A 13045-nucleotide genomic window follows, 5' to 3' on the forward strand; every position below is an offset into this window, starting at 1 on the left:
TTAAAATTATTTTGCTGGCAATACCGTACTCTCCACGCAGCCGAAGCCAATACGTGCAAAACCTTCTTTTTCACACCAGCCACGCATTATCACGTTGTCGCCGTCTTCCAAGAAGCTACGCTGTTCGCCGTTGCTTAAGGTGATTTTTTCTTTACCACCACGAGAAAGCTCAAGTAATGAACCTGCTTCTTCATGAGTTGGGCCTGATTGCGTTCCAGAGCCCAGCATGTCGCCTGGCATAAAGTTACAACCGTTTACCGTATGGTGAGTCACCATTTGTGCCACAGTCCAGTATGAATGCTTAAAGCTAGATTTAGACACTTGTGTTGGGTTGTAGCCTTCATCACGCATTTTTTGCGTTTGAATTTTAACATCCATTTGAATATCAAATGCGCCTTGATCACGGTTAGCCGTTGATTCTAAATATTCCAATGGTTGCGGATCATTTTCATCACGCGTCCAGCTTGTTCTAAATGGTGCAAGTGCTTCGGTAGTTACAATCCATGGTGACACGGTTGATGCAAAGTTTTTTGCTAAAAATGGACCAAGCGGTTGGTATTCCCATGCTTGTAAATCACGTGCTGACCAATCGTTGAAAACACAAAAGCCAAACACATGTTTTTCAGCATTTTCAATGGCAATAGCATCACCCAGCTCATTACCCTTACCCAAGTAAATACCCAGTTCAAGCTCGTAATCAAGACGCTTACACGGACCAAATGAAGGTACTTCTGCGTCTGGCGCTTTAGTTTGTCCTTTAGGGCGATGGAACTGCTGACCAGATACGCCAATAGATGACGAACGACCGTGATAACCAATCGGTACCCACTTGTAATTCGGTAGCAGTGGGTTATCAGGGCGGAATAAACTACCTACGGCCGTAGCATGATAAATCGAGGTGTAAAAGTCGGTGTAATCGCCAATGCGACACGGCAGAGCAAATTCAATCTCGCTTTGCGCAATAAGTGCGTGTGTAAGTTGTTCTTGATGCTCAGAACCTTCACGTAATGCTTTCGATAATGCTAAACGTAGGGCTGACCAATATTGCTCACCCAGACCCATAAACTCATTTAGTGTAGGTTTACTTGCTGCAGCAATGGCGACTTGAGCATCGCCACTAAAAATAGCGAGTTCATTTACTTTTGCTAAATCAATAACCTGATCGCCAATGGCAACCGCGCCTCGGAAAGCTTCGTTGCTATTTTTGCGACGTACTTCGGCAAAAGGTAGATTTTGGATAGGGAAGTCACATTGTGCATCATTCGCTGATGCAACCCAGCTAGTTAAATTTATATCATGGGTTTCGTTAATTAAACTCATTACATTTCCTTTGGTTTAGTTGGTCGCGCATATCAATTTATTAAATAAGAACATAGCACCAGCAAGTTTTAAATATCTACTAGTTATATGGTGATGAAAAGCGCGATTTAAACACGCAAAGAGAGATAAGCTCTCTTAGCTACGATTAAACGACAAAAAGCAGCGAAATACGCTGCTTTTTAGAGTCATAATTTTAATTATAAAACGCCGCGGCGTTCTTGATCTCGTTCGATTGATTCGAACAGCGCTTGGAAGTTACCTTCACCAAAGCCACCATCGTCAACACGTTGAATCATCTCAATGAAGATAGGGCCAAATAAGTTTTTAGAGAAAATTTGCAATAAGTAGCAATCTTCGCTTTGGCTATCAACCAGGATTTGATGCTCACGAATCTTTTCTTTGTCTTCTTTAACCCATGGTACACGGTCAAAAATAGTATCGTAGTACTCAGGGATAATATCTAAAGTTGCGATAGTTGATTTATCTAACTTATCAAGTGAGCTCACTAAGTCATCAGTTAAAAAGGCTAAATGCTGTACACCTGGGCCATTGTATTCGCCTAGGTATTCATCAATTTGGTTATTGTCGTTACCTTTACCTTCATTGATTGGAATAGAGAAAGTGCCACAAGGTGATTTTAATGCATAAGAGAGTAAGGCTGTTTTTTGGCCTTTAATATCAAAGTAGCGCACTTCGGTAAAACCAAACACGTCTTTATAAAAGTTAGCCCATGTTTCCATTGTGCCTTTATAAACGTTGTTAGTTAAGTGGTCGATACGTAAGAACCCTTTATCATTAACGACGTTTTGCTCAGCTAAATCTTCAAAGTCGTTTGCGTAGATAGAGCCTTTATCGCCAAACTGTTCAATAAAGTATATTAAGCTGTCGCCAATGCCGTAAATGGCAGGGTACGGTAAGTCTTTATTTGCTGCATCAGTAGCAGGCTTAGCGCCACGCTCAACCGCTGCTTCAAAAGCCGCTTGAGCGTTCTCTACGCGCCAACCCATAGAACAAATTGCTGGGCCATGATTTTTAGCAAATTCAGCTGAAAAACCATCGCGTTCATTATTTAGTAAAAAATGAATATCGTTTTGGTTGTAATAAACAATGTCTTTACCTTTGAATTTTTTTAACTTTGAAAAACCAAAATCGGTAAACACTTTATCCATGTAATCGGCATCGGGTGTTGCGTACTCGGTAAATTCAATACCAACCAAACCTAAAGGGTTATTTACTTCACTCATTATAATTACTCCCGCAATTAAGCACTGCGATTATTAGTTATCGTATTGCCTGCATGATTAACCAGATTAGTGTTTTGGGGAAGAGGGTGTTGTTATTTAGTAAATAGCGCGTGTGTAAATTTTACGAGACGGTTATCAAAGTATGTTGTTTATTTACATACGAGCAGGTGAAAGTAAAAATTAGGTAGCGAGATAAAAGTGCATATTTTCTTGTTAAGTTATTGATTATTAATAGTTTAATTTAATTTATTTATATGTGTTTTTAGTTTTTTTGCGCTAAAAAAAGTGCGGTTTTTGTATTTTATTATTTACACTTTTAATGAGTTTGGTTAGCTGCGATATATATAAAAACAAAGAGTATTGATGGTTTGCTGCTATGAACTCGTTTTGCACAGTGATGAGGTATAAATAATAAACGGCTGAATGTAAAAATTGTGTGGTTTAATCTAGCGGCCATAAAAATACCCCCTGCAGTTAACTACAGGAGGTATTTGATATCATTTATCAAAGCTCATAATTATGCGTGTGATAAATCTAAATTATTGTGTTGGTGCGGTTTGTTCTAAACCTTGTTTTTCCCATATTTTAGCTTTAAAACTCATCAGTACTAAGATGATACCTACACCGATACTAAATAAGGCAATTTGTAGGTAAAGGTTCGGGATTTCTTCAACATTGTTAGGATCAAAGTTACCAGCAAGTAATCCTGAAATAACGTTACCTATAGAGTATGTAAGTACGAATACCCCCATCATTTGACCAGTAAAGCGGCGAGGCGATAACTTACTTACAGCGCTCAATGCAACTGGGCTTAAACAAAGCTCACCCACTGTGTGTAAGAAATACGTAGTAACAAGCCAATAAGGTGCTACTTTTAAGCCTTCAGCGGCATAGTGTGCTGCCATAAACATTACTAAAAAGCCTGAAGCCATAATAACGAGGCCCAACGCACATTTTACGCTGTAAGTAGGCGAGACCATTTTTTTAGATAAATTAATCCAAAAAGCGGCAAAGAATGGTGATAGCGCAATAATGAACAATGAATTTAGAGATTGGAACCAGGTCGTTGGAATTTCAAATGTGCCAACCAGACGGTCTGTGTAGTCACGAGCAAACAGATTTAATGAAGAACCGGCTTGTTCAAAGCCAGACCAAAAACAGGCTGAAGCGACACAGACTAAAAATAGCGCCCACATTCTTTGTTTTTCAGCATCGGTTAGTTTGCCTTTGAAGTATATAAGGCCAAAGTAAACGAAAAAGATAACAGTAAATATAACTGCGGTGTATCCTGCAACAATCGATGGGTTAATGACAATAGCACCCGTCATCGCAGCAGCGGTAACACCGGCGGTCGCGATAACAAATGCAGCAATACCACCCCATGCGCGCGAAGTACCTTTAGGACTTAATGGGTTAGCAGGTAAGGCGCTGTGATCTGGTAAGTTTTTAAGTGTACGCTTGTATTGAATTAAACCAATACCCATACCGACAGCCGCGGCACCAAATGCCCAGTGCCAACCTACGTTTTCCATAAAGTAACCACACACGTAGTAACCAATTAAAGAACCTAAGTTAATACCCATGTAGTAAATAGCGAAACCACCATCACGGCGCTCATCTTCGTCAGTATAAAGCTGACCAACCATGGCACTTATATTAGGTTTAAGTAAACCAGTACCTGTTGCAACAAAGATCAAACCAATGAAAAATGAATATTCATGTGGCACGGCTAAGATAATATGGCCACACATGATAATAATACCGCCATACCATACTGCTTTTTGGCCACCAAACAATCTATCTGCTAACCAACCACCAGGTAAACCTAAAAAGTATACTGAACCTGTGTATAAGCCATAAATTGCAGCAGCAGAAGCAACGGTAAATCCTAGGCCTTCTTGTTGTAAACTTGCTGTCATAAATAATACGAGCATCGCTCGCATACCGTAGTAACTCATTCGTTCCCACATTTCTGTGAAAAACAGGGTTGAAAGTCCTTTAGGGTGACCAAACCAGCCACTGTCAGAATTTGAACTCATATTTACTTCCTAATTCATTATTGTTTTGATGACCTTGTGGTTTTTTATTTAGCTAAATTTTTACTCATAAAAAGTATAATAAATGCTCGATCATCAGTGTTTTTATGCAGCTAAGGTAATGGTTTGCTAAACGCAGCTATACGTTTAGGTAAGCGTCACACCCTTATCCTAGTTACAATTGCGCCTAAGTATACATAGACCTTTGTGCGAGGGGAAGCGTTGAGCGCGCTATCATACATCGGTTATGTAATTGTTAAATACCAGTGTGTGAACCCCTATTTGCTGCAGTAAACACCTAAACTTATCAAAAAATATCTTTAACATCATAGGTAACATTGTCATTGCAAAGTTACCTTTTATATTGTTTGAACACGCCTTAAAAAACAAATAAAAGCTTTGTTTTACGGGTAGTTACAGCTACTAAATTTTTAATAATAGTTAACCTTTACTACTTTAATTTAATAATCACCGCTTAGATTAAACATGAGCGAATATTGGCGTATGGACAGTAATGATTCGCTCATTGCAGTATATAATTTATACAAGGCCAGCTTGACTAAATTGAGTTGCAATAACCCCGACTTTTAGTGAACAGCCAAGCTTGAATTCGTTAAGTGCTTGAAAAAGCCCTCTAGTTAGTAAAAAAACATTTTTTCGTCCAAATTTCTTTACAATAAACTATGCTCGTAAACAGAGTTAGCGTATTATTCACGCCAACTAGTTTTTCCTTACCTGAGGGTGTATGCGTTTAGATATTCACTGTGCAGACCGAGTTGGTATTGCTCAAGAGATTCTTAATATTTTAGTTAGCTACAATGTTGACTTAAAAGGGATTGAAGTCGACTCAGTAAATTGTCGTATGTATGTGAGTTTTCCTGAGATTGAATTTGAACAATTTCAAAAAATCATGCCGTCTATTCGCTTAATCGATGGTGTACATGATGTACGCACAACCGCGTTTTTACCGTCTGAACGTGAGCACAACGAACTTAACACCTTATTAAGAGCACTTCCTGATGGCGTTATATCTATTGATGCTAAAGGGTGGGTGCGCCTGTGTAACGACGCAGCCTGCAAAGATTTACAACTCACAGAAAAAGAAGTCACCGGTGCTAATATTAATAATTTGCTCAAAGGCTTTAACTTTACCCGTTGGTTAGAGGGCAAAGAAGTACTGGGGCAAACCACGCGTGTTGAAGTAGCAGGTGAAGATTTTATTGCTGATATTCTGCCTATTGCGGTCCCTCAAGGCAGCGAAGGCGATGTGTTAGCGGGCGCGGTAATTAATATAAAATCGCAAAGCCGTTTAGGTCAGCAAGTGAGTGCTTTTAGGCGTTATGGCCAAGAAAGCTTCGCGACTATTCATAACTTTAGCACGGCGATGCGCCGTGTGGTTCGCGAAGCGCGAAAAATGGCGCAACTTGAAGCTCCCATTCTTATTACGGGTGAAACGGGGACGGGTAAAGAGTTGCTAGCACGAGCTTGTCACTATGCATCTAACCGCTCAGTAAAACCATTTATTGCTTTATCGTGTGCCTCGTTACCAGATGATGTTGCTGAGTCCGAACTATTCGGTTATGCCGGGTATGAAGAAAACGCAGCGCCTAAACGTGGTGTACTCGAACAAGCGGATGGTGGAACGGTATTTTTAGATGAAGTAGGTGAAATGTCGACGCAGCTACAAACTAAATTGCTACGTTTTTTACAAGACGGTACATTTAGAAAAGTTGGCGACGAAAACGAAGTTAAAGTGAACGTGCGTATTATTGCTGCCACGCAAAAAGATTTACCAGCAATGGTTCAAGAGGGCGTATTTAGAGAAGATTTATACTACCGAATTAATGTATTAACACTGGAAATTGCGCCGCTTAGAGATCGTAAAGCGGATGTTGGGCCACTTGCTGAACACTTTATTCAAAAATATGCGCAGCAAAATGGCCATACAGTCCCCGAGTTATCTGAAGAATGTTTAACGTTTTTACAAGATTACCCATGGCCTGGCAATGTACGCCAATTAGAAAACGCGATTTACCGTGCGGTATCGTTGTTAGAAGACAGTGAACTGCGCGTTGAACATTTACAGTTACCTACGTTTACCCATGATTTAGGCTATTTAGAGTCTGATTTTGAGGGCTCGCTTGATCAAGCGGTTAAGCGTTTTGAAGCCACCTTACTGCGTAAGCTTTATCCTGCATATCCTAGCTCTCGTCAGTTAGCTAAACGCTTGGGACTAAGTCATACTGCTGTGGCTAATAAATTGCGTGATTACGGCATTAACCGCAAAACGGTTAAAGTTTAAAAATAGATACCCAAACATCCTCATTTAGTGATTGATTCCTTGGTTTAAAAACAACCAAAGGAGTCAATCGCTATGATACACTGATAAAAACTCAACTGGTAAGACCTCTACTGTGAACTTATATTTTAGACTGCTGCTGTTATTTTTTAAAATTAAACGTAATCGTGACTATCAATCGTTGTTAGATACGGTTGATATAGACTACAAAGCATTACCAAGTGACTGCGATATTAATTTGCATTTAACCAATTCGCGCTATTTAGCGATGATGGACTTGTCGCGTACCTGGATGACTGAACGGGTTGGTTTGCTTAAGCAAATAATGAAACGTCGTTGGTTCCCTATTGTTAATGCGACAGCCATTACCTACATCCGCGATATTAAGCCAATGCAACGTTTTACCATTAGTACGCGTTTGGTTGGCTGGGATCATAAATACTTTTACATTGAACAAAAGTTTCATTCAGAGCGTGGCTTACATGCCATTGCTTATGTGCGCGGCGTGTTTAAAAGTAAGAAAGGGGTGGTCAGTGTTGAGCATATGCTCGAGGTTGCAGGCTTTGACGGGGTTGCACCCATTTTACCGGCTGAAATAATTCACTGGAAAGAAATGCTTGAGCAAAAAAAAGTAAATAACTTACCTCGCTAAACACAGGCAAAAAAAAGGCCTAACGGCCTTTTTAACACACACATAAACGTTATTAAAACGAGTATTTAAGACCAAACATGGCAACAACAGGGTCAAGTGATACGGTTGATGTTAATGCTTTTGCGCCATTAGCATAAACAGTCGCATCAGTATCAATATCCATGATAGATACCATAGCGTGTAGGCCCCATTTTTCATCAATCTTGTAGTTAGCACCTACTTGAGCAACAAAACCAAATGAATCATCTAGTTTTACTTCTACATCGTTAGTTCCTAACGTTGCTTTAAGTGCTGCAGAAGGCTGTTCGTCAAAGAACGTCGTATAGTTAATTCCCACACCTACAAACGGACGAAGTGCATAGCTGCTATCTAAAAAGTGGTATTGTGCAACCAGTGATGGTGGTAAATGTTTAATATCAGCAATTTTATTACCAGCTAAACCACCAGTACCTTCTACATCATGAGAAAACGGCGTTGCTGCAATAAGCTCTAATACCCATTGGTCGTTAAATGCGTAATCTACAGTAATACCTAACTGAGTATCTGAGTCGCCTTTTAAGCCTAGAGTAGGTGCTTCGTTAATTTTTGAACCATCGTTATCTGGATTAACATTAATTGCGCCAACATTAACACTAAAGTTAGCGTGTGCTGCAGGAGAAAGAGCCAGTAAAGAAGTAAGTATTGCAATGCTTAGTTTAGTTTTCATGTTGTTCTCCGTGAACTACTGTGTGACTATTTGTTGATTGAGGCTATTATTGCTCGAGGTTAAAAATAAAAACCTGTTCTAGATCAAAGTTTCAAAAGCGGATGAGTAAAGAGCCTCTATTTATTGATTTAGATTAAACTTTTACTTAATTAGTGCTTAAAAATTATTGACTGATCACTTAAATACAAGCCGCAAACGAAGTATTCATAATATAATCAGCTAGTTTTGTTAAACTAAGGCTATGTTCACGGTTTAATAAAAGTAAGCGACCTCATGACTCCCTCTGGTCAACTATTTCTTCAAGGCTCCATTGCTAAAGCGCTGTTGAAATTAGGTATTCCTATTATCCTCATTAATATATTGCAGTCGGCTTATCAGCTTACGGATGCATTTTGGGTTGGGCGATTAGGAGCAACCCAAGTCGCTGCAGTGTCTATTAGTACCCCGATCACTTTTTTAGTCATTGCTATAGGCTCTGGGCTTGCAATGGCCGGTGCTATATTATCGGCGCAATACATGGGCGCAGGTCAGCAAGATAAAGTGAACCATGTTGCAGCGCAAACGGTGTTAATGGTTGCATTTACCGCCTTAGTGTTAGGGCTTCTAGGTTATGTACTTTCCCCATACTTTTTAAAACTGCTAGGCGTTGAGCAGGCGGTTTACAGTGATGCACTTAAGTTTATGCATGTGTCCTTTATTGGCGTTATTTTTGTGTTTATTTACGCTATGTTCCAATCGCTAATGCGGGGTATAGGGCAAACTAAAGTACCTTTAATCATAGTTAGCACCACCGTGTTACTTAATTTTATTCTCGATCCGCTATTTATTTTTGGTTATGGCCGTTTTGAAGGGCTTGGCGTTATGGGCGCTGCGCTGGCGACTTTAGTTACACAAAGTTTAGCGGCGCTGGCGGGCATTATTATATTTTTACGCGGTCGCCATGGGATTCAATTACAGCTAAAAAGTTTCTATCCCGATTGGCAATATATGAAACGGGCTTTTTTCTTAGGAGCGCCTGGCTCTATTGAATTATCAACACGTGCTTTTGGCTTGATTATCATGTCATTTTTAGTGGCAAGCTTTGGAACCGTTACCATTGCGGCTTATGGCGTGGGCTCTAATATTTTGCAAATGGTGATGATCCCTGCCATGGGTTTATCAATGGCGGTATCAACCTTGGTGGGGCAAAATATGGGCGCCGGCAATATTAAACGGGCTGAGCAAATAACGAAGCTTGCCAGTATGTGGGGATTAATAGGCCTTTCTTTTGTTGGGGGCATTGCTTACTTGTATGCTGATACGCTGGTGGCATTTTTTATTCCCGAAGATAACAGTGTAATAAATAAAGGCGCGCAGTTTGTTCAAGTGATGTGTTTAAGCTGGGGGGGAATTGGTGTTCAGCTTTGTATTGTTGCTGCTTTTCGTGCCTCTGGGAATATGCTTAATGCCATGATTATCGCGTTATTATCACAATGCGTGGTGCAGTTTCCTGCCGCTTATATTCTTTCTAATCACACTTTGCTTGGCGATCAGGGAATATGGTATTCGTTTGCAATTACGAACATAACCATCGCACTGATAGCGTTCGCTTGGTTTATGCGTGGCGCATGGAAAAAAACCAGATTAACCAAAGAAGATAAACACATTGTGCAGGTGACACGAGAAACATTAATAGAAGAGGGCACACGTTAGCCTGTATTTTCATAATGCGGTCATAAAAAGTCGTTGTAATAAATACACTGCTAAAACGAGGTGTGTTTATTATGACAAAAGCTATCAACAAAAAAGTACCCGCGCCGTACTTAACTATTCCACAGTTAAAAACGCTCAGTCACTTACAAACGCTGATCCGTTTTAAGTCAATTACGCCTAATTCCGCAGGTGGTGTTGAGTGGCTGGCACATCAGCTAACTGATTTAGGTTTTAGCATTGAGCAGTTTAGTGCCCATAATGTCACTAATTTAATTGCTAAAATATCTTTTGGAGCAGGCCCTGTGGTGGCATTTTCTGGTCATATTGATGTGGTCCCTGCTGCGCAAGGTGGCTGGTTAGCTGATCCGTTTGACGGAAAAATAATTAATGATGCGATTTATGGGCGTGGTGCCGCTGATATGAAAGGGGGCATTGCAGCCATGCTCAGTGCAACGCAGTCGCTAATACATAGTGCGCAGCAAAAGCAGGGCTCCTTGTATTGGTTGATCACCTCTGATGAAGAAGGTGAAGCAGAGCATGGCTCAGTGTTGATTGCGAAACGCCTAGCACAACAAGGTGTTGTGCTTGATGGCTGTATTGTTGGTGAGCCAACAAGTCATTTGCAAGTGGGCGACACCATAAAAAATGGCCGACGTGGCGCGCTGTCAGCGCGTTTAACTATTCAAGGAAAAGCAGGACACGTGGCCTATCCTGAAAATACCATCAATGCTGCGCATATCAGCGCTGAAGTAGTGAATAGATTAATCCAAATTGATTGGCTTTTAGATGAGCCAAGCTCAAAAACAAGCTTGCAAGTTACCGGTATTAATATTGATAACGTGCTTGATAATTTAGTGCCTGCTCAATGTGATATTACGTTTAATATTCGCTACAGCCATGGGTATAAAAGTACAGATGTGAAACAGCTGGTACTTACTGCACTGAATGATTTAAACGAATATTTAACGGTGCAATGGGAGCGTCCATGTGAACCTTATTATACAAGCCATAGGGCAGAGCGCTGCTTACTCGCCCAGCTAGAGCAGGCAATATTTAACGTGACCGGAAGCTATCCGGTACTTAGTACCAGCGGCGGGACTTCAGATGGGCGGTTTTTTGCAAGTAAAAACACGCAAGTGATAGAGTGCGGGGTTTTAAATCAGACCATTCATCAAGTTAATGAACATGTACCCATTAGCGACTTGTTACAAATAGAGAAAATATACACCCAACTATTAGTACATATATTTAGCCAATCTAATAATGAGGAGATTAGATAAATATTAAATTGCCTAAGTTTAAGTATTTAAGTTTAAGCGCCCAAGCTTAGGCGCTTAAGTTAATATTTTAACGGCAAAGCTTAGTTTATTGAGGCAGTGTCTTGCGCTCCCAAATAGCGTTTTGCTTTACTCGGTTTTACTTTCTCAAGGTCGACCAATACCAATCCATCAATACAATTATTAAATTGCGGATCAATACTAAAACTTAAAAACGTTACCCCATTTGGCTCACATAGCTCGGTGTATTGTTTAAATAGTGTGGGTACATGGGTGCCCATATTAGCCAGTATGTGTTTAAGTTCTACAAAGTCTTCTTTGATGTTGTTACCCATAAACAAATTAGTGCATTGAATCTGCTGCTCACGGGTATGACGAAAAGCATTGTTAGGCGTTGCGAGTGACTTTTCAGAGCCATAATAGTGCTGATAATAATGTACCAGTAAGGATTTTGCTTGCTCTGGCAGTGCGTTTGACACACTCACGGCACCAAATAAGTAACGATACTGAGGGTAGCGGTTAATAAAGGCACCAATGCCATACCATAAATAGTCGAGGCTTTTTCTTCCCCAGTATTTGGGTTGTACAAAACTACGGCCTAATTCTATGCCTTGCTTGAAGTATGGCGTCATCTCTTGGGTATAATTAAATAAGCTATCGGTATAAAGCCCACGTTGAGAGTGCTGTTCAATCACATCCTGCGCGCAGGCTAATCTGTAAGCGCCAACTAGTTCGAGTGATTGTGCATCCCATAAGACTAAGTGTTGATAATGCATGTCGTATTTGTCTATATCACGGCGATTGCCACTGCCTTCACCTACTGCACGAAAGGCAATTTCCCGTAAGCGGCCAAGTTCACGAAATAACGGTGAGCTGCCTTGGTATTGGTATAAATAAATAACCATGCCATCACTGGTTTTACCTAAATGTTCACAGCTTTCGATGGCTTTTTTTAATTCTTTTTTACACTCTGGTGAGGCAATAGGGGCATGAGTTTTTAGTGGCAGTGTTTTTTTAGTGGTTAAACGGTACAGCTGTTTTCGTATAAGCTCGACCACTTCCTTGTCTTTTAAATCGGGTATTAAATAAGATTCAGGAGCAATGGAGGCGCCTATTTCAAATTCGAGCGATTTTTGGCGCTGTTTAAACATTTCTTTGACTAGTAATAAACTGGCAAGCGGTTTATATAGCATAGAGGCACCGTAAAAAAGCGGGCTGTTTCTGGCTTTTATATGTATGGGTAAAATTGGGCTATTGGCTTTTTTAGCGATACGTAAAAACCCGCTGTTCCATTTACAGTCTTTGATCCCTGTTGGTCGAAGTCGAGAAACTTCACCCGCAGGGAAAATAAGTAATGCTCCTTCATTTTTTAAATGCTGGTGGATATTACTAAGCTCTTGTTTTTTACTTTGCCCCGACAAATTATCAACGGGTAGTAATAATGAATGCATTGCATCAACGGTCATTAGCATTCGGTTAGCCACGACTTTTAAATCGGCACGCACCGTCGATAACACATTAATTAATGCAAGCGCATCTAAGGATCCAATTGGATGATTAGCAATAATGACAATTTTCCCTTCACTGGGAATATTTTCTATTTGTTTTGCTTTGTATCGAGTGTCAAAATCAAGTTCATCAAGTACTTGCTCGACAAATTCTATTCCTTGAAGATGAGGATAAGTTGTTGCAAAGTTTGTAAACTCTTGTTCATGTAATAAGTAGCTAAGGCTCTTTTTTACCAGTTTTTTTATTTTAAATGAGTTAGTTAACTGTGGTAAGTTAGTCGCAATTACTTTATCTACACTGATCATACGCA

Annotated in this window: 9 protein-coding genes; 4 read left to right on the forward strand and 5 right to left on the reverse strand. The window is 40.2% G+C overall.

The annotated features are described in order from the left end of the window. Positions 1-6: 6 nt before the first annotated feature. The 3 genes from fahA to ACTRWE_RS04700 form a co-directional block, all read right to left on the reverse strand. Positions 7-1320 (reverse strand): fumarylacetoacetase, encoded by a 1314-nt coding sequence (gene fahA, locus ACTRWE_RS04690; protein ID WP_028835398.1) that lies wholly within the window; start codon positions 1318-1320, stop codon positions 7-9. Between the two features lie 197 nt (positions 1321-1517). Beyond that, on the reverse strand, positions 1518-2564 hold the full coding sequence (gene hppD, locus ACTRWE_RS04695; RefSeq protein WP_016899429.1) for a 4-hydroxyphenylpyruvate dioxygenase: 1047 nt from the start codon (positions 2562-2564) through the stop codon (positions 1518-1520). A 539-nt stretch (positions 2565-3103) separates the two neighbouring features. Then, positions 3104-4603, reverse strand: a complete 1500-nt coding sequence (locus ACTRWE_RS04700) for a peptide MFS transporter (RefSeq protein ID WP_013464455.1) — start codon at positions 4601-4603, stop codon at positions 3104-3106. 742 nt (positions 4604-5345) lie between these two features. Between ACTRWE_RS04700 and tyrR the strand changes: the two genes are divergently transcribed. Continuing rightward, positions 5346-6902: a transcriptional regulator TyrR gene (gene tyrR, locus ACTRWE_RS04705; protein ID WP_013464456.1), complete on the forward strand. Its 1557-nt coding sequence runs from the start codon at positions 5346-5348 to the stop codon at positions 6900-6902. A 112-nt stretch (positions 6903-7014) separates the two neighbouring features. Further along, entirely contained in the window at positions 7015-7551 is a 537-nt protein-coding gene (locus ACTRWE_RS04710) for a thioesterase family protein (protein ID WP_016899430.1), read from the forward strand. A 52-nt stretch (positions 7552-7603) separates the two neighbouring features. Here ACTRWE_RS04710 and ACTRWE_RS04715 read toward each other — a convergent pair whose 3' ends face one another. Continuing rightward, entirely contained in the window at positions 7604-8257 is a 654-nt protein-coding gene (locus tag ACTRWE_RS04715; RefSeq protein WP_013464458.1) for an OmpW/AlkL family protein, read from the reverse strand. Between the two features lie 273 nt (positions 8258-8530). On the opposite strand from ACTRWE_RS04715, the gene ACTRWE_RS04720 reads away from it, so the two are divergent. Together ACTRWE_RS04720 and dapE are read left to right on the forward strand one after the other, a co-directional pair. Then, the gene (locus ACTRWE_RS04720; RefSeq protein WP_028835397.1) at positions 8531-9949 is read left to right on the forward strand and encodes an MATE family efflux transporter; all 1419 of its coding nucleotides are present in this window, start codon (positions 8531-8533) and stop codon (positions 9947-9949) included. Between the two features lie 71 nt (positions 9950-10020). Continuing rightward, on the forward strand, positions 10021-11229 hold the full coding sequence (gene dapE / locus ACTRWE_RS04725) for a succinyl-diaminopimelate desuccinylase (protein ID WP_462879564.1): 1209 nt from the start codon (positions 10021-10023) through the stop codon (positions 11227-11229). 80 nt (positions 11230-11309) lie between these two features. Here the strand turns inward: dapE and olsF are convergent, their stop codons facing one another. Further along, positions 11310-13040: a bifunctional ornithine lipid synthase OlsF gene (gene olsF / locus ACTRWE_RS04730; RefSeq protein ID WP_024602838.1), complete on the reverse strand. Its 1731-nt coding sequence runs from the start codon at positions 13038-13040 to the stop codon at positions 11310-11312. Positions 13041-13045: the final 5 nt, after the last annotated feature.

This window comes from Pseudoalteromonas sp. G5_S1_54_S4, assembly GCF_054968565.1.

Bases quoted from the DNA above. Each gene is read 5' to 3' on its own strand.
- fahA (WP_028835398.1), bottom strand. From the start codon at position 1,320: ATGAGTTTAATTAACGAAACCCATGATATAAATTTAACTAGCTGGGTT.
- tyrR (WP_013464456.1), top strand. From the start codon at position 5,346: ATGCGTTTAGATATTCACTGTGCAGACCGAGTTGGTATTGCTCAAGAG.
- dapE (WP_462879564.1), top strand. From the start codon at position 10,021: ATGACAAAAGCTATCAACAAAAAAGTACCCGCGCCGTACTTAACTATT.
- ACTRWE_RS04720 (WP_028835397.1), top strand. From the start codon at position 8,531: ATGACTCCCTCTGGTCAACTATTTCTTCAAGGCTCCATTGCTAAAGCG.
- ACTRWE_RS04700 (WP_013464455.1), bottom strand. From the start codon at position 4,603: ATGAGTTCAAATTCTGACAGTGGCTGGTTTGGTCACCCTAAAGGACTT.
- olsF (WP_024602838.1), bottom strand. From the start codon at position 13,040: ATGATCAGTGTAGATAAAGTAATTGCGACTAACTTACCACAGTTAACT.
- hppD (WP_016899429.1), bottom strand. From the start codon at position 2,564: ATGAGTGAAGTAAATAACCCTTTAGGTTTGGTTGGTATTGAATTTACC.
- ACTRWE_RS04715 (WP_013464458.1), bottom strand. From the start codon at position 8,257: ATGAAAACTAAACTAAGCATTGCAATACTTACTTCTTTACTGGCTCTT.